We start from the raw sequence: 24,429 nt of genomic DNA, 5'->3' as shown, positions 1-24,429 counted from the left end.
TATGACAATTTGAAAATTGAAAACATAAATGGAAATTTGAATTCAGTAAATGATGGTTATATTACCTTTTTATTTTATGATGGAAAAGGAAAAGTAAATTATGAAATTGGTGAAAAATTAAATTTTGATTTTTCAATAAAAGAAATGAATCTTGAAAAACTTATTTTATCCCTTACAAAAGAAATCCATATATCTGGAATAGTAAATGTAGATGGCAATTTTGAAAAAGAAGATGAAAATTATATTATTGAAAGTGAAATATTGTCAGTAAGAAAAAAAGGAATAAAACAAATTATGAATTTTGGTGCAGTAAATTTCTTTGCAACTCTTGCAGGAGGAAATCCTATAAAAACAATTGGAAGTTCTAATTTCTATTATGGACAAATGGGTATGAAAATAACACTTAAAAATAATTTTTTAACACTTGAAGGGCTTCTTGGTGAAAAGGAGAATAAACAGTATTTAATAAAAGGAGTACATTTAAGAAATTCAATAAATTTAACAATTGATAAAAACACAAATACAATTGAAATCTCCGATTTAAAAGAAAGAATTCAAACAGCAATCGAAAGAACAAAATCAGGCAGTAATATTACTTCTAATTTCTATTAATACTTAATTTCATCAGGTATTTTTGCCATTAAAGGTGGTTTTCTTTTAAACTCGTATTTTTTTACTCTCTCAATAATTTTCAAAAAAGTCCTTTCATCAATTTTAATTTCTTTCATAATATCCTGTTGTTTCATATTTTTTTCAAAAGAATAAAAAAGAACTTTATCTGCAACTTCATAGGAAAATCCCAATTCTTCCTCATCTGTTTGTCCTTCCCATAATTCTGCACTTGGTTTTTTTATTCTTATTTCTTCTGGTATTTTTAAATATTCAGATAATTGATAAATTTGTGTCTTGTAAAGGTCAGCAACAGGATTTATATCATAAGCAGTATCTCCATGTAATGTTCCATATCCTAAATATATTTCGCTTTTATTACTTGTCCCAACAACAAGTGATTTAAAATGAGAAGATAGATCATAAAGTATACTCATTCTTTCTCTTGCCATTTTGTTTCCCTTTCTTAATTTAGTTGCCTGTGGGAAATTTTTATAATAATAATCAATTTGAGGAGTGATATTAAATCTCAAATGTCTTATTCCCAAAGTTCTACCAATAAGATAAGCATGGTCAACTGACTCTTTTGGTGTATCTTTATATGGAAGTATTATCCCATAAGTATTATTTCTTCCAAAAGCCATTTTACATAAAAAGGCAACAAGAGAAGAATCAAGTCCACCTGATAACCCAAAAATAACAGAATTAAAACCAATTTTACTTACTTCTTCTTTTAAAAATGAAACAAGATAATCACATACTTTTTCACAATTAATTTTCAATATATCCATAGGTTATCTTTTCTGAATAAATTTTTTTTAACAATTTACAATTTTTTCTTTATTAAAACTCTCATAAATTTTATCTGAAAGTAAGGCAACTTTTTCTATAACAGAAATGTCTGTTTCTGGTTCTTTATTTTCTCTTATACATTTTATTAAGTCATCAACAGGAGAAATAATTGTTGGTTTTGAGACTGAAATTTTTTTTGGTTCTTTTTCTCCATTGTAATGAATATATGAGTTTTCTCCAAATAAACTCAACTTTATTAATCCCTTTTCTCCCCATATCATTAGTGCTTCTCTATAAGACGGGTCAATACCAAGAATACTGAAACTGCCAAGTGCTCCTTCTTTAAATTTAACTGTAAATGAAGAATTAATATCAACTTTTTTATCAAAAAATTCAATAAAAGCACCAACTTTTTCAGGAGTAAGAGATGTTATCCAAAACAGCATACTTATAAAATGACTTCCAGAATCAGTAAGTTGCCCTTTCCCTGAAAATTTAGGGTCAAATCTCCATATTCTTCCACTTTTTGTAATTCCTTCTATCCAGTTTTGAGAAAGGAATCCACTTAAAAATAAAATTTTTCCAATTTTCCCTTCTTGAATAATTTTTTTAACTGATAGAGGTAATTCCATATAATGCTTTTGATAACCAACTACAACTTTTCTACCTGTTTTTTCAATCAATTTTCTTAATTTAATTGCTTCTTCATAATTAACAACTGCTGGTTTTTCAACAAGAACATCAACTCCATTTTCCAGTGCAGTTTTTATTTGAGGAAAATGTGATGTATGAGGAGAACATATAATTACTGCATCTACATTTTTAATAAGTTCTTCTTCACTAGTGAAAATTTTACCTTCCCCTGCTTCGGATAAAAATTTATTAACATTTTCTTTTTTAGGGTCAAAAACACCGGTTATTTCAACATCCTCAATTTTTTTTATTTGATATAAATGTCCATAAGAGATAGAACCACATCCAATAAAACCTATTTTTAATTTCCCCATTTTTTCTCCGTAAATGTTAAATCAAATAGAAAAATTTAAAATAATTTGTTTTTGAAAAGTTGGCACTTTTAAAAAACTTGTTTTTGGCAGTCCATTTGTTTCAGTGAAAAGATAAAGAAGTTGTTCAACTTTATTTTCACCTTTTAGAACAATAGAAATTTTATTTGTTATTTCTATTTTATCTATTGTGTAATTTGCTCTGCTTTCTGCATATTGTGAAATAAAATCATAACTTTTGAAAATTACAGACATTTTATTTATTTCATTAGAAATAGATGAAATTATGTTTTCAAATTGTAAAATTGGAACATTAGAAATTCTCTGTTCATGAGTTGAAAGAGAACCAAAAAAACCATTTTCAAGTCCTCTTTGTATCTTGAAAATACCTCTTTTTGCTGCTTTTTCCACTTCTACTTTTTTATTTTCATTCCAGAAAGTAGTACAGCCATAAAGAAAATCAAAATCAGGACTTTCTGAATCAAGGGCAGAAGCACTAATGTCAATTTTGGGTGGTGATGCTTCTACATTAAAGAAATACTCATCTTCTGGAATATAACCTAATGAAAAAAACGGCTTATTATAAGGTTTAATTTCCCAGATTTTAGATAAAGGGTCATCCCATCTTTTCCCAACTCTTATTGAATTCATAAAATATTTAACACCTCTTTCTTTCAAAAAAGGAAATGTTTTTAATCCCACTTCTCCAAAATGTGCATTTAGTGTTTTTGAAATGTTTATTCCAATTTTCCCAAATTTAATATCCACTTTTTCAAAATTTTCTTTTAATTCACTATCAGAAAATTCTTCCCCACTATGTTTAAGATAAATTGGAAATTCATTTTTATTTTCAGGGTCAGAAAAGGCATGTGGAGAAAATTCTGCTAATCCATCATAATGTTTTTCTCTTATTTTTTTATCATCTTCTTCTTTTAAATCATCTATGAAAAGACCAATATTTGGTATAAATTTGTATTTATTCAAGATATCTAAATATTTTAAACCATTAACTGTCTCAGGATATTTACTTACTGGACTTCCTGAGCCAGAAGCATCATCAATTCTCCCCGTAACAAATGGAGGCATTGTTTTTGTTATAAATGGTTTTTTAGAGGTCCATATAATAGACCGAAAGAAAACACCATCAAGTCCTTCTGTATGTCCTAAATACTCATCTAAAAAAATTGAAGGTAATGTTGTCCAGAAGATAATTTTTCCCTTCCCATATTTTCTAAAAAATCCACAGCCATTACCCTGTTCATTTTTCATAAAAATATCCCAATCACTTTTCACAGATGGGCAGTAGTGAAGAGTATCTCTTTTTAAATAAACAACATCTGGTGATATTTCTGTTATCCAGTTTTTTTCAAGAGAAACGGTTTGTGTTTTTTTTGAGGAAAAATTTTCTATTCCAATTGTTTTTAAAAACTTTTCTGAATATTTATTTAAATAACCATCAAAAATCACCAGTCCAGTTCCATTTTCAACACTTTTTAAAATTAAAGAGAAATCTGTATCTGAAATTGAACTGCTAATTCCTTCCTGCCCTAAAATTATAACAGAAACATTATTATGAATTTCTTCATAAGAAATTCCTGCCCAATTCAAATCAATTATTTCATACCATATCCCAAAATGTTCTAAGCAATTTAAAATTGTTTTTCCAACTCTTTTGTATTGTACAACTTTTGAACTATCAACCAATACAATTGTTTTCAAAATTATATTTCCTCTCCTTCAACTTCTCCTACTTTAATATTAATGTTTTCTCTATCTTCAACTCTTTCAATTATTCCATCTCTTAACCATATAACCCTATCTGAAACATCTAACATCTTTAAATCATGAGTTGCAGTAATAATACTGACCTGTTTTTCTCTGTTCATTTCTCTTAATAAATTTATAATTTCCTTTCCAGTTTTCAAGTCAAGATTTCCAGTTGGCTCATCTGCGAGAACTATAGCAGGGTCATTTGCAAGTGCTCTTGCAACTGCTACTCTCTGTTGTTGACCTCCTGAAAGTTCAAATGGTTTATGATGTAATCTATCTCCAAGTCCAACAGTTTCAAGTAAATTCTTTGCTTTTTCTCTTGCATCATCAGTTGTCATCCCTGCAAAAATCATTGGCAAAAGGACATTTTCTAAAGCACTCATCACAGGTATTAAATTAAATGTCTGGAAAATATATCCAATTTTTCTGCATCTTAACCAGGCAAGTTCATAAGCATCTAATTGAGCAACATCAACTTCATCAATATAAACTTTCCCTTCTGTTGGTTTATCAAGTCCACCAATCATATTAAAAAGAGTTGTTTTACCACTTCCAGATGGTCCCATAATTGAGATATATTCACCTTTTAAAATTTCAATGTCTATCCCTTTTAAGACCTCAAGTTTTACCCTTCCTAACATATAATTTTTCTTCAACCCGATTGTTCTAACTATTGTTTCTTTTGGCATTTTCTCTCCTCCTTTAAACTTCTCTTCTCATTGCTTCTGCTGGTTCCATTTTTGCAGAGACATATGCAGGATATAAAGCACCAATAACTGCAAGAAATGTTCCCAAAATGACAGAAAACAAGAGATATTTACCTATTACTGCAAATGGAAATAATTTTAAAATCAGTCCTTTATATTGTATAAGATAAACAAGTGTCATTACAACTATCCCAACTATACTACCGAGTAAAGACCCAAGTATTCCGTGAATTGATGACTCTAAAAGAAAAAGTTCCATAACAAATCTATCAAGTGCTCCTAAACATTTCATTGTTCCAATTTCTTTTGACCTTTCTGTAACTGACATAAGCATTGAATTTATAATTCCAACCACACAGACAAGAAGTGAAAGAGATACAAGCCATACTTGCCTTATTTTAACTTCTTCAATATTTTTTTGCAAAAGAATTCTTATTTCTTCAGGTCCATTTTGAATTAAAGACATTGTTAAAGCATTGCCTGTTAAAATAGACATCAAAAAAGCAATTCCTAAAAGTATAGACATAGTAATAATTATTGCTCTTCCAAATCTTATTTTTATATTTCTTATACTCATTCCAAAAGCATGTTTAAATGGTAAAGATAATTGTTTTTCAATCTTTTTTTCCATTTCTCTCCTTTTCTCACTATTTGTTTCTCTACTTCTCTAATTGAATATTATACTAATTATTTTACATTAAAAATACAAGATAGTAAAATTTTTATAAAAGGAGCAATTCTATGAAAGAAAAGATTAAAAGAAAATTTATAGAAATTTTTGGGGATGGTGATATTTTTAATATAAAATCACCAGGAAGAGTAAATTTAATAGGAGAACATACTGACTATCAGGGTGGTTATGTACTACCAATTGCAATAAATAAATACATATATTTTTGTGGAAGGAAAAGAAAAGATAAAAAAATTAAAATTTATTCTTTTAATTATGATGATTATTTAGAAGTTGATATTCTAGATATAAAATTTAATAAAGAAAAAAAATGGGCTAATTACATTTTTGGAGTAATAAAGGAATTTGAAAAAAGTAAAATTGACATTTCAGGTTTTGAAGTTGCTTATGGGGGTAATATTCCTGTTGGTAGTGGTTTGAGTTCTTCTGCTTCTGTTGAGATTGGAACAATTTCTATTTTGATGAAAACTTTCAATATAAAAATTCCCGATATTCAAGTTATAAACATTGCACGGTGTGCTGAAAATAATTTTGTTGGAGTGAATTGTGGAATTATGGACCAGTTTATTATTTATTTAGGGAAAAAGGATAATGCAATATTTCTTAATTGCAATAACTTAAATTATTCTTATGTTCCATTTAAAACAGGTGATTATCAATTACTTCTTGTTGATACAAAAAAAGAAAGAACACTTTCAAATTCTGTTTATAACGAAAGAGTAAAAGAAGTTGGAGAGGTTGTGAATATTATAAAAAAATTTGTAGATATTGATAATTTAGGTCAAGTTGATTTTAAAATACTTGAAAAATATAAAAGTTTAATTGGACAAACAGAATACAGGAGAGGTAAACATATTGTTGAAGAAAATGAAAGAGTTAAAAAAAGTGTTGAACTTTTGAAAAATGGAGAAATTGAGAAATTTGGTGAACTTCTTTATTCTTCTCATAAAAGTTTAAAAGAACTCTATAATGTAAGTTGCAATGAACTTGATTTTATAGTTGATTTTTCAAAAAATTTTGAAGGTGTTGCAGGAAGTAGATTAACAGGAGCAGGATTAGGAGGATGCTGTATTGTTTTGATTAAAAAAATAATTATAGAAGAATTCAAAGAAAAACTTGAAAGTGCCTATTTTGAGAAATTCAAGATAAAACCTGCTTTTTATGATGTTTTAGCAGTTGATGGTGCAAAGTCCTCAATTTAGATAGAGAACTGTTGTTTTTCAATATCAAGGAGGGTTTTATCCTTTTCTTCGCATCCTTAATTTTTCTTGACCCCCTTATGAAAAAATTTTTACCCGTATGTCTAACTCATACAAACAAAAAGGTCTATTTGAATCAGAAAAAATTAAAAAAACTGCACAGCACAGTATATAATATATATAGTAAAAACATTTACCCTTCACTTCTCATCTCTCGGGCATAGTTCATAATTCGTAGTTAAAAATGAGGGCCCTCTACGGGTGGGCCAGTGGAAATGTCATATTTTTATTTGGTAAAAACTGTCACATAATCACATGGTAATAACATTCCTCTTGACAAAAATAAATAAAGTGATAAATTAAAAACAAAAGGAAAGGATAAAAGAGAATTTTCAATTTTTTTTGATGTTTTAATATAGTTCAAAAGGGGGGAAATTTATGATTAAATGGTTTTCTCACTTATCGGTGGTTTGGCAATGGATAATCGGGTGGACTATAATTAATTTTGTCGTTTCTCTTTTGCAGAAATTTGGAGAAGAATTTGGGAAATTAGACCCTGTATCTAAAATTACTGAAACCTTAATTGGTGAAGGGAAAAAACCATGGTTTATTACAGCTCCATTCCTTATTATTTATCACATTTTTAAAAGTATATATTATATTGCCTGGTTGGTTATCCTTTTCCTCCTTCTTTTGATTTCTCCATTTGTAATAATAATATGGGAGTGTATTCGTTATTTTTTTGCTCTTCTACTTTTTATTGGCCGTGTATTACGAGAATATCTTTTTAGACCAGAAGTTCTAATTCAAATTGCCGGTATAATCATCAATTTTGTTGTTGTCTACTGGGCTGTTTCTGGTATGCAGGGCGGCGGAACAAATTCAATTATAAGGTCAACAGGAATTGTTCTTACAGAAAATATTGGATTTATTGTATTCCTTATGGTTTTAAGTAATAATTTGCTTGATAATATTCTTAAACTGCGAATTCCAGACCAAAACAAAACAATTTCTCCCGATGAAAAAAGAGCATCCTTAAAAAATTTAATTTTAGGTTTAATATTGGTTCCTATTATCAGTTATGGTTTATTCAAAATTTTCTTAGTAGACTATAATTATAATGTTGAAGCAGTAAAAGTTGAAAGAGAACTATTAGTAAGAGGACTATTTGGGCCTGCTTCAAAAACATTTTCTTTAGAATCACTCACTTCTAATATCCCTCCTGAAGCAATGGGATGGGTTACAGTTGTTATTCCTGTCATTTGTGGAATTTTTAGTTTTCAATTTTATAAAAAACCATTTGTTATGCCGGAATGGAAAGTTCCTTTACCATATGGGAGAACACTTTGCGGTACGATGTTAAAATGGTTTTCTCCTGTCGGTAAATACCTTCTTAAAAGCATAAAAATGATTTTATTTTATATAATAGTTATAGCTTGCTGGTGTTATTTTCTTATAGACCCTATTTTTCAATTTTATAAAAACAGGAAAGAGAAAAACATCGTCTATGAAAACAATAAAATTATAGATGTAGAGATTGTTGAGAAAAAAGATGAAAATAAAAAAATATAAATTTCTTATTTTTTTTTCGTTAATAGGGTTAAATATTTTCTCTACCTGTCCGCCAGCATATTCTTCAGAAATTGTTTTTGTCTGGATTGATGTGACCAATAGTTATATTGGATATGATAATCTGGGTAAACTTATAAATTATAAAGAGTGGGCAGTAAAAGACCTATCTTCTGGAATAGCACGAATTATAAGTGGGAAAAATTTTCGTCTTTATTGGAAAAATTATTATTTTGTTATTGGAAAGATAACTGGAAGACAGAAAGGGTATGATAAACTTTATGAATTCCCTTTAAAAGGTAATAAATGGAGTGAAATAATGCAGATATTAAACAATTTAGAAAATATACCGATAGAAAAATATAGTGAAAATATGACGGATATATATGGAACATATGAATATATGGCTCGGTATTTAAGCAAGTTTAAAAAACCCCCATCTGTAAGGGCTATATATTATTCGGATATGATACATGAACTAAACCGTCCTAAACCTAATCCAGAGAGTTTAAATGTTTTAAAAGGAGCAAAAATCACTGCTATTTTTTGTCAAGGAGAAGAATATAATGAAAAACTTATTGCAGAAAATTTCAATAGGTTTCAGGAGCAAGTAAATTTTTTAAAAGATATTGGTGTTGATTTTTTCTATTATGAACCGCCTGGGGTAAGTTATCAAATATATGGAGAAACATACCTGGAGAAAGCGTTGAAAAGATAAAAATTGTCTTAATGCTTTACTACGGGAGATAAAAGTGATTGTTTTGATAATTGGAACAAATCCTTTACCTAATTATGTTGTAGCGGACTATTTAAAAGACAAAGATAGGCAGTTCTGTTTAGTTTATTCTGAGGAAAGATGTGAAATAAACCAATCTGGAACTTATAAATTCGCAGAATCTATTAAAGAACAATTGATAAAAAATGGATGCAGAGAAGAACAATTTCAATTTCTTCCCCTTTCTAATGTCTCATTAGTAGAAGATATCCGTATTGATTTACAAAAATTATTTTCATCCCAAAATTTTGAAAGAATTCATCTTAATTATACAGGTGGAACAAAAGTCATGGCAGCATGTCTGCACGAATTTATAAAGGAAAAATTCCCTTATGCTGATTTTAGTTATCTTGATGCAAGAACATATAAATTGCTTTATGATGATAGGAAAATTGAACCTGAAACAGGGGATATGAGAACTTATGTTTCTTTAGATATTAGTACACTCCTTTCTTTACATGGATATAATATAAAAGAACCTGTAAGATACTTTATGGAAAAAGATTTTGGAAAGGTACTTAATATCCTTATAAATCTTTTAAATACTGGAGAAATTAATGAATTTATAGAATGGAAAGATGAATATTTACGCAAGATTTTTTATGATGAAGATGGAAATTTAATAGATACAATTAAAAAATTTAAAGAAAATATTGAAAAAGAATCTCTTTCAAAAATAGTTGGGAATTTTCCAACAAGTTTAACCCCAAATATCAAGGAAATACTTAATTCATTTCCTGATGAGAAAAAAATTATTACAAATGAAAATACTCTTTGGACCCCCCAACCGTCAGATATTAACAAAGCACTTGAAAACAAAACCAGTGTAGTTGACTTTCTTGATGGGAAATGGCTTGAATGGTATATTTTGGATAAGGTGAAAAACATAGAAGGTATTACTGGTTATGGATGTGGTTTACAAGCAAATAAGCCCAATACCAGAAATTTTGAATTAGATGTTTTTCTTATAAAGGGCTACCAACTGATTGGTATATCTGTTACAACTGCTGGTTTCAGGAATAAAAAAATAGAAAAATATCTATGTAAATCAAAGGGATTTGAAGTAATACACAGGACAAAACAAATTGGTGGAGATGAAGCCAAATCTGTTCTAATTACTGGATTGGATTCTAATAGTGCTTTAGAACTTGAAAAAGATATCCAGGGAATTACTGGTTCTGCAGAAGAACATTTTAAGGTTTTTGGAAAAGATGACATAAAAGATATAGAGACAAAAATTAAAGATTTCGTAGGAGGATAAGATGGTAGGCGTTTTAATTGATACAGTATCAATTCAGAATTATATATTTTCAAGCAACAAACTTATAGAAAATGTAGGTGCATCATATCTTGTTGAACAAATTTATGAGGAATATTTGAAAGATGCACTCAGAACTTTTCATAGTACCTCTCCTAATTTAGATACTTGGAAAAACAATCCATCTTATATGAACTTTTCCCCATATGGTATTGGATATATTGGTGGAGGCAATGCACTTATTTTGTTTGAAGTAAATAATGGAAAACATAAGGAATTTATTAAAAATTTCACAAATATCTTGTTGGAAAAAACACCTGGATTAAGAACCTCTTTTGGAATAAATCCGAATTTCAATTTAAACAACTCTGCAAATTCCTTTACAAATTCAATGAAAGAGATACATAAAAACCTGAAAAAAAATAAAAACATCTATTTCCCTATAATAACATTACCAAAATATGGCATTACTGCTGACTGTCCTTTTTCTGGTGAATCTGCTGAAATTTATTATAAAGATAAATGGATTTCAAATGTCTCAAAGGTAAAAATAGAAGCAGGAGAAAAGTCATTGTCTCATATACAAGATATGCTTAAAGATGAACTTGGAGAGACATATACCTTCACAAATGAGATTGACAAACTTGGTCAGGTAGAACACAAAAACTATATAGCAGTTGTCCATATAGACGGCAATAACATGGGAAAGAGGTTTGAAAAATGCAATACCCTTAAAGAGCTAAGGAACTTATCTATAAGAGTTAAAGAAAATACCCAGAAAGCATTTAAAGAAACTATTGAAGATTTAGTTGGTTTAATTGAAAATAGAATATTGGGTCCTAAAAACAATTTCCATTTTCACACAGATGGAAATGGTAAAACCATTTTGCCAATAAGACCAATTATAATAGGTGGTGATGATATTACCTTTGTTTGTGATGGAAGGTTGGGGGTTTATCTTGCTGAAAAATTTATCACCAAATTTAGTGAACAACAAATCAAGGGAGAAAAACTTTCTGCATGTGCTGGGGTTTCTATTGTTAAGACAAAATATCCTTTTTACCGTGCATATCAGTTGTCTGAACAACTATGTGAAAATGCAAAAAAAGAATCAAGAAAAGAAGAAAATTCTTCATATCTTGATTTTCTTATCTCTTCAAGGGGTTTTTCAGGAACACTTGAAGAAATCAGAGAAAGAAGTTTTAAAATACCTTATGGCCTATTGCCTTTTGGTCCATATAGAATAGATAATAACACTCAGGAAAATAGTATTTACCATCTTAAAGGAGGTATAAAATTTTTCAATAATTGGACAAGAACAAAAATAGAACAACTACGGGAAGTTACAACAAAATCTGAATCAGAAATAAAAATGTTTGTTAAAGAGATGGACATTAAAGGGTACACTTTTTACGAAATTCCTTATGCTCCCCCTTATAGCGAAGATATAAGAGTAAACGACAAAACACCATATTTTGACATAATAGAACTTATGGATTTTTATCCAAAAGAACTTTTGTGAGGGAAAAATGAAACTAAAAATTAAAACATTGTCTTATACACTTGTTGGTTCAGGAGAAGCATCTGTACTTATAGACAGCGACATTATTTTTGATGATTTTGGAATACCATTTATTCCAGCAAAAAGAATTAAAGGACTATTAAAAGAAAGTGCAACAGAAATAATTGAAATACTTGGTATATCTAATAGCAACTATCTTGAATCAATTTTTGGGACAGGGTCTAATGAAGGAAAAACAAAATTTTCAAATCTTTTTATAAAGGACTATAAAAATATAACAGAACTGATAAAAGAAGCAAGGAAAGATAAAAATAGCAGATTTGTTTTATCAAAGGAAAACATAATTAAATACTTTACTGAAACAAGACAACAGACAGCCATAAATGAAAAAGGTGTAGCAAAGCCCCATTCATTAAGAACTTACAGGGTTCTAAAACCATTTATAGAATTTGAAGGGACAATCTCTGATAAAGACATAACAGATGATGAAAAGTCCCTCCTTTTCCTTGCAGTTATAAACCTGAAAAGAATAGGAGTGAGGAGAAACAGGGGACTTGGTAAAATAAAATGTGAGATAGAAGGAATTTCTATAGTAGATATTGATAAAGAAATTAAAAACTTAACATCTATTCCTTCACAACAAAATAATACAAAAGAAGTTTCTAATGAATTATATTCCTGTCAGGGCAAAACTGGTGAAATTAAAAAACTTCCATTTACTATAAAAACATTGTCTCCCATAATAATTACAAAGCAGACAGGAGACCAGAACACTGTTTCAACTGAGGAATATATACCAGGGACCCTCATTAGAGGTATCCTTGCAAATAAGTTTATAAAGAAATTTAATTTGGGAAATGATGCACATAAAGACAAGGTATTTCGTGAACTATTTCTTGATGGAAAACTCACCATAACACCTGCCTATCCTTCAAAAGAAGAAAAAGAGTTTTACCCTGCCCCTTTATCAATTCACATCAAAAAAGCAGAAACACTACCTACTGAATTACCTTCTGAAAACAATATATATAATCTATTTGAAGAAGAACCAGGAGAAAAAACCAGGCCATTAGGTGGTTTTGTTGATTATAATGGTAATAACATTGTTAAATGTGCAATCAACAAAAGATTTTATTTCCACAATACAAGAGAAAACAGAACTGCGGGTCATAGTGTTGAAGGAGGTATTTTTTATTATGAATCAATAGATGAAGGACAGGAATTCAAAGGATATTTAATAGGGGATGTATCTTACCTTTCTTTTATTAAGAATTGTTTTGAGGAGAATAAGGATTGTTTTGGGGAGAAATTTACTGAAAATATAGGTCGTTCAAAAACTGCCCAGTATGGAGAGATAGAATTTTCTTTTGGCGAACCTGAAGAAATTGAAAAAATAAATCTTACTGACACAGAATTTACCTTAACTGCTATTTCTCCTATCATACTATACAATGAATATGGTTTCCCGGAAGTTTCAATAGAAAGATTGAAGAAATATCTTGAACAATATTTTTCTGGTGGTGAAATAGAAATTGAAGAAAAAGCATTTGCAAATATTGATTTTTCTGAAGGATTTATGGGTATATGGAAATGTAAAACACAAAGAGAAATATCTTTTAAAGAAGGAACATCATTCAAAATAAAATTAAAAAATAGTCCTGAACTTAAAAAACTGTCAGAACTTGAAAGGGATGGTATTGGTGAAAAAAGAGAATTGGGATTTGGAAGAGTAAAGATAAACTGGCTGACTGATAAAAGCCAATATAAAGGTGTAAAGTATGAAGAACAATTAAAGAAAACAGGAAATACATCAGCAACATTTAACAAAATTCTTACCTCAATACTTATGGATATACTGATAGAAAACATAAAACACGAAGCAATTAAGGAAGCAAACACTTATCAAAAGAAAATAACGAATTCCTTAATAGGAAGAATAGAAAAAATAGTAATGGATGCAAAAGAAATAAAAGATATTGAAGATAAACTTAAAGAGATGAAGGATAAACCTGCTGGAAAAGAACTTCAAAAAATAAAAATATGGGACAATTTGAAAAATATAGACATTATTGAACCGATAATACAAAACTTCCGAACTCCTTATAGTAGTTTCATAAAGGGTTTCCCATTTGACCTTAATAATAATGAAAAGTTTGAACTCTTTAAGATATACTGGTTAACATTTTTTAGAATGGCAAGGTATCTAAACAAAAAAGGAAAGTAAAATGGATAAACTTACAGGCAAAATAATCTTTACAGGGGATATTATAACAACCTCACCAATTATTATAGGAACAGGTAAAGGAGAATTGGTTGATAGCGAAATTATGAAAGGTTATGACAAAAACATTCCCTATATTCCTGCAAGTTCATTTATTGGTGCATTAAGAAACTATTTTTATAGTGAAGCCGATTTAAAAGACATTAATAAAACACAACTTGATTACTTCTGGGGAAGTGAAAATACAAACGGCAAATTTTTTCAGAGCCATTTTATTATTGATGACCTTATATTAAAAAATGAACCTCTTATTACTGTAAGAGATGGAATAAAAATTAACAACAAAGGGATTGCAGAATCAGGCAAAAAATATGAATATGAGATATTGGAACCAGGTGCAGAATTTTCACTTTATGGAGAAATAACAATAAGAGATGGGTTTTACAAAAATCTCTTTCTTCAAGTCATAAAGACAATTATAGAAGACCTGAAAAATGAAAAAATTTATATTGGTGCTTTAACTACAAAGGGATTTGGAAGAATAAAACTTAAAGATGAAAAAATATATCAATTTAATTTCCCAGAAGATACAAATAAATGGTTGGAATTTAGAAAGTCAGAAAATTGGCAAACAATAGAACAAAAAAATCAAATTAATAAAAATTGGGAAGAAATCAAACCATTAAATAAAAAATCAAAAAAAGACATTATTATTGAAGCAACATTTTCTTTAAAAAATTCTCTGATTATTGGTTCATATACTGGAGATTCTGATAAATCGCATCTTAAATCAAAAGGAAGTCCTATCCTTTCCGGCACTTCAATCAAGGGAACTATAAGAAATAGGGCAGTCAAAATTATAAAAACACTTGGTGGTGATGAAAAATTTTTAGATGAACTATTTGGCTGGGCAGAAGAAAAATCTGATAAAGAACCAATAAAAAGTAAGGTAATATTTGAGGAAAGTATTATTGAAAATGTAGAAGAAAAAGAGCAGAAAAGGATAAAAATTGATAGGTTCACAGGTGGAGTTATTCAGCATCTATTATTTGAAAGCAAGCCAATATGGCATAAAGATGAAAGAATTAAAATAAGAATAAAAATAACTGACTACTGCAATTGGGAGGTAGGACTTATTCTTTTAGTATTAAAAGACCTGTGGAATGAGGACCTACCTATTGGTGGAGAAAAAAATATCGGCAGAGGTGTTTTAAGGGGTATTGAGGCAGAGATTAACGCAGGAGATAAAAAAATTACAATAAGACAGGAGGGTGAAAACCTTGAAGTATCTAATGAAGATAAAGAAGAACTTGAAAATTATGTAAATGCCTTTTTAAAAAAAATTGGAGTTAAAAATGGACAATGAAATAGGTTGTATAAAAAAAATTAAAAGTATAGTAGAACTACCTGATGATAAGATAGATATCCTTAATAATATAGAGAATTTTATTAAAAATAACATTTCTGATGGATATATTGTGGTCTGGCTAAATTATGCTATTTTTATTGGGAAAATTGAAAAAAATTTTATTTTTCATAATGGAAAGACACCTGACTTTTCGCATCTTCTTCAATTGCGTGCCTTCAATAAAGATAAAGAAATATTCATATGGAGGTCATCCTCTAATACTTATAAATGCAGAATAAGAATAGATAATGAAGGTGAAAATACAGAAGTAATTGATGCACAACAAGTAATATGGGGAACAAAGTCAAAAAATTTACAGGATGGCTTTAGTGAGATTTATGAAGATAGAGGTATAAAACTTATTGTTCCTTTTAATAACCTTAAATTGAATAATAATAGACGTCTTATGCTTAAAACAAGAAACTATATAAGACATAATGAAATAGGACAGGCAGGATTTTTTGACAGCAGATTTGTAGATATCTACCCTATTAATAAGTGAAACATATAATAAAATTGCTCTTTGAAAACTTTATTCAGAACCTATGGGGAAAATGGGAAAAAGGGACAATTTTGTGGGAGATTAGAAATTTTTGTCAATACATCCTTTGAATATCAATGGTTTTCAAAGGAAGAGTCCTAAAGGACATCCCCAGGTCTGGGGACTGAAACTTGAATCATTTTTCGTGTTTCCTCGGAAACATGTCCCAAAGGACATCCCCAGGACTGGGGACTGAAACGCTACAACTTTTGTATTATAAGGAACTTTTTGTCCCAAAGGACATCCCCAGAACTGGGGACTGAAACTAATATACTTTGACCCAATCTCCAGGAACATCCTTGTCCCAAAGGACATCGCCAGTCCTGGGGACTGAAACACTTTAAATTTATACTCCATCAAGTTTTTCGTCCCAAAGGACATCCCCAGAACTGGGGACTGAAACAATAAAAAATCCATATCCAGACAATTTGATTAGTCCCAAAGGACATCCCCAGGACTGGGGACTTGAGAAATCTCCCTTTGGCCCTCTCCCGTAAGGGGGCGAGGGGAAAAAGATAGAAAAATCCACCCCAACCCTCCTTTTATAAATCCCCCCATTCCCCCCTTTTACAAAGGGGGTTAGAGGGGATTTAATTCCTCCCCATATGAGGGGGGAGGATATAGGTGGGGGTGGTTAGAGGGGATTTTAGAGAAATCTCCCCCTGACCCTTTGGAAAAGGGGAGGAAATATAAAGGAAGAAATACAAAAAAATATTTTGAACTACCAGATAACAAGGAGGAAAACAATGAGTGCTCCATACAATTTCATTCCTATTAACAAAAAGGTTGTTTCTGCACCAGAATTACCTGATGATTTTAATAAATTTCATAAGAACAGATTATCAGGATACATAGACATAAAAATTAAAACAATAACACCACTATTTATAAGAGGTGAGGGCTCTGAATTTTTTTCAATTAATGGCAAACCCAAAATTCCGGGAAGTTCTTTAAGAGGAATGATAAGAACGCTAATTGAAATTGTCTCTTACAGCAAATTTTCCTTTTTTGATGACAAAAGATTATATTACCGTGCAGTTGGAGATCCAAGTAGTTTAGGAAATACATATCGGAGCAAAATGATTGATTTTTCATCTTCTAATAAAATAGGAATAATAATAAGTCCTAAAATGAAAGCAGGTTGGTTAGTCAAAAAAAATGACAAATATTATATACGACCAGCAAAAACCGATTCTCTTGGTAGGCAGTTTTATAGAATAAATGGAAATTTTATCACAGACAAAATTTTTAAAGTAGGTCCCCATGTGTTTAATGTATTTGACTACAAAAAAATCTGGTTTGAACCACCTGCTAACAAGGACTATCTTAAAAAAACATTTCCTAGTAAAAAAGAAGTACAATTAGAATATAATAGAGTGAATAATATTTCCTTATCGTCTCAAAATTCCTATAAAGAAGGATGCCTCATTGCTTCTGGTCCATTAGGGAATAAAAAACATTATCAATGGATTATAAATTTACCTGATAACAACGAGATGGAATTAGAGGAAGAGGTTGTATCAAATTACGAGAATGATAAACAACGAGATGAAAGGATAAATCTTCTTGAAATGGTAAAGAGTCCTAAATACAAAGAGGGGATACCTTGTTTTTATATTACTGATAATGGGTCCAGTAATAAAATAATAGCATTTGGGCATACGGGTTTTTTCCGTCTGCCATATGAAAAAACAATAAAAGACCATATAAAACAGGAAAATACAGACAAAATTGACTTTGCAGAGGCAATATTTGGGAAAGAAAATGCCTGGGCAACAAGGGTATTTTTTGAAGATGCCAATATCTTAAATGAAAATAATTACCTGCTTGAAGAGACATCTCCCCAGATTTTGTCAGAGCCAAAACCAACTGCCTTTCAACACTATTTAGAACAGAATAGTTCATCTACTCCCAAAGACTTAAAACACTGGGACGATGATGATACAGATATAAGGGGATACAAACTTTACTGGCACAGAGACAACAATAATAACTGGAAAGGAGAAATTGAGTTTAGCAAAAGGGCCTTTGAAGAATTTTTCAAGGAGAGACAGGATATAGATGAAATACTTAATGAAGAAACAAGGGGTGATATAACAAGAGATGATAAAAATGATGATAAGTACAAACTCAATAAATTTTTTGATGAACTTGATAACTCTGAATTCAAGAAATGCCTGAAGGAATTTGCCTTAGGATGCGAAAAAAGCCACTACACTATAATAACTCCTGTCAAAAAGGGTATTGAATTTCAAGGGAGGATAAGGTTTGAAAACCTTACAGAAGAAGAGTTGGGTGCACTTCTTTTTGTTCTTGACCTACCTACCAACTGCTATCATAAATTAGGGATGGCAAAACCACTGGGACTTGGTTCAGTTAAAATCACACCTGAACTTTTTTTAATAGAGAGAGAAGAAAGGTATAGTTCTCTTTTTGATGAGAAGGGATGGAAATTATGCGAAGAAAAAGAAGGTAATATACAAGAGTATAAAAAGAAATTTGAAGATTATATAAAGAAACAAATTGATTCAAGTCAAAGTTCTCTGTGGGAAGAAGAGAGGTTAAAACTTTTAAAAATAATGCTTGACTGGAATAATACAAAAATACCTGGCTGGCTTGATAAAACAAGGTATATGGATTTAGAAGAATTTAAGAATCGGACTGTATTGGAAAAACCTAATGAAACTGCTCCTTGAAAAAATTATTCAGAACCTATGGGGGAAAATGGGAAAAGGGGTACAATTTTGTGGGAGGTTAGGAATTTTTGCTTATACATCCTTTGAATATCAATGGTTTTCAAAGGAAGAGTCCCAAAGGACATCCCCAGGACTGGGGACTGAAACGATTACTCCCAACCCCCAAGGATGCGGCCATACTGTCCCAAAGGACATCCCCAGAATTGGGGACTGAAACAAATCGGGATTGAATAGAGGGGGCTTCCTGTCCCAAAGGACATCCCCAGAATTGGGGACTGAAACAAAAATAACTCTCGTTTTTCCGTTTTCTAAAAGTCCCAAAGGACATCCCTGGAACCAGGGACTGAAACACCCAAGACGCTGATCCTTTTGCTAAATAAATAGTCCCAAAGGACATCCCCAGGACTGGGGACTGAAACTCCATAATTTTGCCAGCTTGACCAGCTAAGTCCCAAAGGACATCCCCAGGACTGGGGACTGAAACATTACTGCTCCTAAGATAATCTTTAAATCGTCCCAAAGGACATCCCCAGGACTGGGGACTTGAGAAATCTCCCCTGGCCCTCTCCCACAAAGGGAGAGGAAAAAGATAGAAAATCCACCCCAACCCTCCTTTGGAAAAGGAGGGAGAAGCAATCCATCCTAACCTTCCTTTACAAAAGGAAGGAATTAAAAGAGAATTCCCCTCTTTTAGAAAGAGGGGTTAGAGGAGATTTAGGTTCTCCCCTTGATAAGGGGGAGGTAGAGGGGATTTGGTGAGGGATAAGTGAAAAAGAGAATAAATTTTTTGACAATACTGAAGAAACAAAATGACCAAAAGGATGAAGGATTACGGGACAAGGATGCAGAAGAGTGTGTTTAATAGGCCCAATGATAAAGAAATTGTCCTTTGTTGTTTAGAATAATAAGTTAAAATTGAAAGGAGGTAAAAAATGGGAAGTTTAGTGGTAAAAAGTAGGCCACTCGGACACTATGTTCTTTCTGTATTCTCTTTATTATTTAGAGAAAAATATCCTCATGATGGACAAATTTGCATTAGTGCTCCCGGCAGAGCAATCAGTAGAACCGCAGATTTAGTAAACTTACTTTGCGATAACTTCGCACCTCATTTATTAAGGAAAGAAAAAGTGAATATTGATAAAATACCTTCAGCACAAGATAATTTTAAAATATCCACAATTGAAATTTCTCTTGCTCGGAAATCTGGTCCGGAAGAGTCCATTTCTCAGGGAGGAATTCAAGAAGATAATATTTTTGAGAACTTTTTAGATAAGGTAGAACTTTTAAAAGAAAAACAGCAAGAGTTTAATGTTTGTGAATTAGAATTTATATTCTCAACTTTAATTAAGGAAGGATATTCTTTTTATCTTTCGTGCCCTGATAATTTCCAGATTCATTTAAAAGAAGGGAAAAAGCAGCCCGTGGATGGTAAAGATATAAACCTCGGAGAAGTTAAGATAGACCAGGAGGGTAATCTTGTTTATACCCCTGTTTCTGACGCTTTATCAGGTAAGACAACAGCAGAGAATTGTCCTTTAATAAGTTCCTCTATAGAATCATCCTTGATGAGAATAGGAATTCTAAAGTCCAAAGATTACATTACACTTGCCAATAATATGTGCCGATTTGATGATGTTATTATTGCTCTTGATACAAATATGTTTTATAAGGCACAAGTAACGACTAGCTTATTAGATGCATTAAATGATTTTGTACGTTCTGATTTCCTCTCTACTCCAAATTGGATAACCACAGTAGTAAGCGCAATAACTATTGGAGAGTTAGAACATAAAGCAACAAGAACATCTTTCCAAGCGGACGAAGATACAACATCATTTCGGGAAAGACGCTGGGCCTGCCGTGGACTTCAGGAATTTATGGAAATAAGAAGTTGTGTAGATTTAGAGGGAGTTTCCATGATATTAACAGGAGAAATATCGCCTGGACTTGATTTCTCAAAGGAGGAGACAACTCGCGATGAGATAATAAGAAAGATGATAAAAAATTTTCTTAATTTTATAGGTTTTTATAAAAGTTCATATTTTTTGACCTTGGATAAGATTTGTGAAATGTTTGCAAAAGCAGAGGGATTAAATGCATTTTACATCATGAGAGAAAGTATTAACCCAAATTCCTCTTATAAATTGAGTTCTCTTGATGAATCAAGTGATATAAATAACATCTCTGAGTTAATCTATGAATTAGGTGTTGAATTCCCATTAAAAATAATCTGTGGAAATAATAATGAAGAAATTATTTTTTATGTAAATACAGATTGGCCAGAAAAATCCCTTGAAGATTGGGAAAATCGCTGTTTTATGCTTTCAGTTAAGGACGAAAAGAACAAACTTTTTAAAATCCTGGAAGAAAATGGAAAAAGAATAAAGTTAGGAAAATTACTTAAAGGGTGGAATGAAGTAAATGCAGAAAGACATACTATTTGAAAAAAGATTTTAAAGAAGGTAATAAAAGAAGATAAGATGATAAGGGGATTGAATATTCTTCTGAACTTGCTCAAATTTACCAGTTATGTAAAGGGACAAATTAGAATTTAAGAATCGGAATGTATTGGAAAAACCTAATAAAACTGCTCGTTGAAAACTTTATTCAGCGTCCCAAAGGACATCCCCAGGACTGGGGACTGAAACATTTTTACGCTACCATCTTGTTGAACTGACACTGTCCCAAAGGACATCCCTGGTACTGGGGACTGAAACTTAATCCTCCTTTTTTGGGCAAAGTTCTACTGTCCCAAAGGACATCCCCAGGACTGGGGACTTGAGAAATCTCCCCTGGCCCTCTCCCACAAGGGGGCGAGGGGGATTGTTCTACACAGGCAGTTTAAGGAAAGCATACGAACCAGCCCTACAAGGTAGAGATAAGATAAGCATGCGGGGTTTAATAAGAGGAGATACAGAGAAATCCACCCCAACCCTCCTTTACAAAAGGAGGGAGTTTCTTAATAAATCCCCTCTTTTAGAAAGAGGGGTTAGGGGAGATTTAGAAATCCATCCTAACCTTCCTTTACAAAGGAAGGAAATACAAAGGAAAAATAATAAGGAATAAGATGGATATATTGAAAAATTGCCAGTGGTATAGATTATGTCTTACTCTTGTGAACATAAATACATCGCCTGCAATGTCTTCTCATCCCTTTGTTATAATCCAGGCAATAATAAAAGGGGTTAATTCATTATTATCAGGTGATGAACCTATTATTTTTTTCCATATTAAAGGGAAAAAACACACATATAAGATGCACCAGTTTGATAAACTACCTATTGAGGTGTTTTTTTTCAAAAAGTCCCCTGAATATTATAATCAATGGAAAAAAACATTTATTTCTTATCTTTTTGACCCAATAACAGGTAGAAATTTTGATATTCTTGAAATTGGTGAAATTGAAAACAGGTCTTTTGATAATCTTCTTTTGGATATTGGAGAAATACATTCAGAAGGTGAAATATGTTTGGAATTCCTATCACCATTTCCTTTTAAGCCACAAAAAAGCAAACAAAGAACATATATTTCCAAAGAAGAATTTATCAAGGTATATGAAAATAGGTTTTTTAGGTTGTTTGGCAAGGAAATACACTATACCAGCAAAAAAGATGATTTTACATTATTGCCTTATTATTGGAACTATACTGAAATTAGACATCCTTCCATGTCCCAGATTGGTCATACTCAATATATAAACGGCTGCATTGGGAAATTATACATAAAGGGAGTATTTAAGGACTTCCTTCCTTTTTTAATTCTTGGTAGTGAACTTCATACAGGAGCAAAGATTTCATTTTCACAGGGTTATTATGTATTACACAATAACTCTGTTCCTTTTTTTGATTCGTTTTTTCCAAATAAGAAGTCAATAATTGATACAATTAAAATAACTATGGAAAGGTATAATAATGCAATTACAAATTTGTCAGAAACAGAAGGGTTTTCTTTTAATGAAGAAACATATGCAGAAAAGATATATGAAGAAATAAAAGAAAATACTTATACTCCTTCACCCAATAGGTCCTTCTATATTAAAAAGAAGGATGGTTCTAAAAGATTGATAGAACAACCTTGTTTTAAAGACCTGATTGTCCAGGAGTATCTTTTAAGGACTATATCAGGCGTTTTTGATAGAATATTTGAAGCAAGTTCAATTGGTTTCAGAAAGGGAAAATCAAGAGAGATTGCTCTGGATATGCTAAGATCAGCAGTTTCAGAAGGTTATCAGTATGCTGTTGAAGCAGATATTGAAGATTTTTTCCTTTCTATTGACCTTGAAATTTTAACTGCTCTGCTTGATTTTTACATTCCACAAAAAGATATAATTTTGAAAAGTGTTCTGTTAAAGTCCATAAAAAATGGGTATATCGTTGGTGAAAGATATTTCCCGCGAGTTAAAGGGCTGGCTCAGGGAAGTCCACTTTCTCCTGTTCTGGCTAATCTGTATCTGTATTCTTTTAATGAAAAAATACAAAATTCTAATGTAAAAATGGTAAGGTATGGAGATGACTTTATTATTCTTACCAAAACAAAAGAGGATGCACGAAATATTCTCTCCCAGGCAGAGAATTTTCTCTCAGGACCGGGATTAAGAATTAAAAAAGGGGGTAAGATGAAAAAATTATTAGTAATTTCAAACCATAGTCCTGAAACTTGGTCAGAAGAACAAAAAAAGGGATGGGAGCAGATTGATTTCATCCCATTTCCTGATGTGAACCCTTACCTTTCTCTTGATGAAGTATCTAATAAAGTTGCAAGAGAAATTATTGAAAAAATCAGATGCTGGTTATCAAAAAATCCTGATGGGAAAGTATGTCTTCAAGGAGATTTTTCTTTATGTTATATTATCTTTAAAAATATTCAAGAGAATATATTTACCTTTCCAACAACGACAAGAAATGTCGTAGTAGATAAGGATGGGAAAAGAACATATGAATTCAAATTTGGGCGTTGGAGGTAAATTTTGTGGGAAAGTTAATATAGTGTAAAAAAAATTAAATAGAGAATTGGGTTTTTTCAATATCAAAGAGGGTTTTTGAATATGGATTTGTCGGGTTTTCTATAATTTTTTCTGTCTGTCCAATTTCAACAATCTCTCCTTTATACATAACAGCAATTCGGTCAGAAATAAATTTTATAACTTTAAGGTCATGAGAAATAAAAAGGTATGTGAGATTGAATTTTTCTTTTAGGTCAATAAATAAGTTTAAAATTTGTGCCTGAATTGATAAGTCAAGATTTGAAGTTGGTTCATCACATATAATAAATTCTGGTTCTGTTGATAATGCCCTTGCTATTGAAATTCTCTGTCTTTCTCCACCTGAAAATTGGTAAGGGAAATTACTAAATTTCTCATTTTTTATTCCAACAAGGTCTAAAAGATATTTGCCTTTTTCTATTTTCTCTTTTTTATTTCCAGCAACACCTTCCATAACAATTTCAAGGGCAGTCATTCTTGGATTTAATGACCTATAAGGATTTTGGAATATTATCTGGAATTTTTTTCTTAAACTTCTTAATCCCTTTTCTTTTATATGAGTTATATCTGTGTTTTTAAAAATTATTTTTCCTTTATCTGGTTCTATCAATTTTATAATTATTTTGCCAAGTGTTGTTTTACCACTTCCACTTTCACCAATTATACCAAGTGTTTCCCCTTTTTCT

General features: G+C 30.9%; 19 protein-coding genes and 1 CRISPR repeat array. Of the genes, 13 read left to right on the top strand and 6 right to left on the bottom strand.

All coding sequences use genetic code 11. The features are described 5' to 3' along the window. Window positions 1-9: 9 nt before the first annotated feature. On the top strand, window positions 10-612 hold the full coding sequence (locus PLW95_03910) for a hypothetical protein (protein ID HOV21809.1): 603 nt from the start codon (window positions 10-12) through the stop codon (window positions 610-612). Here PLW95_03910 and PLW95_03905 read toward each other — a convergent pair. The 5 genes from PLW95_03905 to PLW95_03885 are packed head-to-tail and all read right to left on the bottom strand — an operon-like array spanning window position 609 to window position 5,513. After that, the gene (locus PLW95_03905; GenBank protein HOV21808.1) at window positions 609-1,400 is read right to left on the bottom strand and encodes an NAD+ synthase; all 792 of its coding nucleotides are present in this window, start codon (window positions 1,398-1,400) and stop codon (window positions 609-611) included. The genes PLW95_03910 and PLW95_03905 overlap by 4 nt on opposite strands. A 27-nt stretch (window positions 1,401-1,427) precedes the next feature. Then, on the bottom strand, window positions 1,428-2,408 hold the full coding sequence (locus tag PLW95_03900) for a Gfo/Idh/MocA family oxidoreductase (protein ID HOV21807.1): 981 nt from the start codon (window positions 2,406-2,408) through the stop codon (window positions 1,428-1,430). Between the two features lie 21 nt (window positions 2,409-2,429). Then, a complete protein-coding gene (locus PLW95_03895) occupies window positions 2,430-4,124 on the bottom strand; it encodes a hypothetical protein (GenBank protein ID HOV21806.1) in 1,695 nt (564 codons plus the stop codon). A gap of 2 nt (window positions 4,125-4,126) precedes the next feature. Beyond that, complete coding sequence (locus PLW95_03890; GenBank protein HOV21805.1) at window positions 4,127-4,864, bottom strand: ABC transporter ATP-binding protein; 738 nt, start codon at window positions 4,862-4,864, stop codon at window positions 4,127-4,129. Window positions 4,865-4,877: 13 nt separating this feature from the next. Beyond that, the gene (locus PLW95_03885) at window positions 4,878-5,513 is read right to left on the bottom strand and encodes an FtsX-like permease family protein (GenBank protein ID HOV21804.1); all 636 of its coding nucleotides are present in this window, start codon (window positions 5,511-5,513) and stop codon (window positions 4,878-4,880) included. Window positions 5,514-5,623: 110 nt separating this feature from the next. On the opposite strand from PLW95_03885, the gene PLW95_03880 reads away from it, so the two are divergent. From PLW95_03880 to PLW95_03825, 12 genes are all read left to right on the top strand, one after another. Then, window positions 5,624-6,775, top strand: a complete 1,152-nt coding sequence (locus PLW95_03880; GenBank protein ID HOV21803.1) for a galactokinase — start codon at window positions 5,624-5,626, stop codon at window positions 6,773-6,775. Between the two features lie 435 nt (window positions 6,776-7,210). Continuing rightward, the gene (locus PLW95_03875) at window positions 7,211-8,344 is read left to right on the top strand and encodes a hypothetical protein (GenBank protein ID HOV21802.1); all 1,134 of its coding nucleotides are present in this window, start codon (window positions 7,211-7,213) and stop codon (window positions 8,342-8,344) included. Continuing rightward, window positions 8,325-9,059: a hypothetical protein gene (locus PLW95_03870; GenBank protein ID HOV21801.1), complete on the top strand. Its 735-nt coding sequence runs from the start codon at window positions 8,325-8,327 to the stop codon at window positions 9,057-9,059. Before PLW95_03875 ends, PLW95_03870 begins: the two co-directional genes overlap by 20 nt. A gap of 34 nt (window positions 9,060-9,093) precedes the next feature. Continuing rightward, on the top strand, window positions 9,094-10,377 hold the full coding sequence (locus PLW95_03865; GenBank protein HOV21800.1) for a DUF1887 domain-containing protein: 1,284 nt from the start codon (window positions 9,094-9,096) through the stop codon (window positions 10,375-10,377). Between the two features lies 1 nt (window position 10,378). Then, window positions 10,379-11,896: a hypothetical protein gene (locus PLW95_03860; GenBank protein HOV21799.1), complete on the top strand. Its 1,518-nt coding sequence runs from the start codon at window positions 10,379-10,381 to the stop codon at window positions 11,894-11,896. A gap of 7 nt (window positions 11,897-11,903) precedes the next feature. After that, the gene (locus PLW95_03855; GenBank protein HOV21798.1) at window positions 11,904-14,120 is read left to right on the top strand and encodes an RAMP superfamily CRISPR-associated protein; all 2,217 of its coding nucleotides are present in this window, start codon (window positions 11,904-11,906) and stop codon (window positions 14,118-14,120) included. A gap of 1 nt (window position 14,121) precedes the next feature. Then, window positions 14,122-15,483 (top strand): RAMP superfamily CRISPR-associated protein, encoded by a 1,362-nt coding sequence (locus tag PLW95_03850; GenBank protein ID HOV21797.1) that lies wholly within the window; start codon window positions 14,122-14,124, stop codon window positions 15,481-15,483. Then, window positions 15,473-16,027 (top strand): CRISPR-associated protein Csx19, encoded by a 555-nt coding sequence (gene csx19, locus PLW95_03845; GenBank protein HOV21796.1) that lies wholly within the window; start codon window positions 15,473-15,475, stop codon window positions 16,025-16,027. Before PLW95_03850 ends, csx19 begins: the two co-directional genes overlap by 11 nt. A 785-nt stretch (window positions 16,028-16,812) precedes the next feature. Next, window positions 16,813-18,762, top strand: coding sequence for a TIGR03986 family CRISPR-associated RAMP protein (locus tag PLW95_03840; GenBank protein HOV21795.1), 1,950 nt, complete (start codon window positions 16,813-16,815; stop codon window positions 18,760-18,762). A 111-nt stretch (window positions 18,763-18,873) separates the two neighbouring features. Further along, a CRISPR array of direct repeats spans window positions 18,874-19,306; the repeat unit is 31 nt; unit sequence GTCCCAAAGGACATCCCCAGGACTGGGGACT. A gap of 388 nt (window positions 19,307-19,694) precedes the next feature. Beyond that, window positions 19,695-21,206 carry a hypothetical protein gene (locus PLW95_03835; GenBank protein HOV21794.1) on the top strand — a complete coding sequence of 504 codons (1,512 nt, stop codon included), beginning with the start codon at window positions 19,695-19,697 and terminating at the stop codon, window positions 21,204-21,206. A gap of 379 nt (window positions 21,207-21,585) precedes the next feature. Then, window positions 21,586-21,828: a hypothetical protein gene (locus PLW95_03830; protein ID HOV21793.1), complete on the top strand. Its 243-nt coding sequence runs from the start codon at window positions 21,586-21,588 to the stop codon at window positions 21,826-21,828. A 1-nt stretch (window position 21,829) separates the two neighbouring features. After that, window positions 21,830-23,725 carry a reverse transcriptase domain-containing protein gene (locus PLW95_03825; protein ID HOV21792.1) on the top strand — a complete coding sequence of 632 codons (1,896 nt, stop codon included), beginning with the start codon at window positions 21,830-21,832 and terminating at the stop codon, window positions 23,723-23,725. Between the two features lie 34 nt (window positions 23,726-23,759). Here PLW95_03825 and PLW95_03820 read toward each other — a convergent pair. Continuing rightward, a partial coding sequence (locus PLW95_03820; protein HOV21791.1) for an ABC transporter ATP-binding protein occupies window positions 23,760-24,429 on the bottom strand: 670 nt, incomplete at its 5' end.

This window comes from bacterium (assembly GCA_035370465.1).
Taxonomy (GTDB): domain Bacteria; phylum Ratteibacteria; class UBA8468; order B48-G9; family JAFGKM01; genus JAGGVW01.
This window is presented reverse-complemented; position numbering and strand designations above follow the sequence as displayed.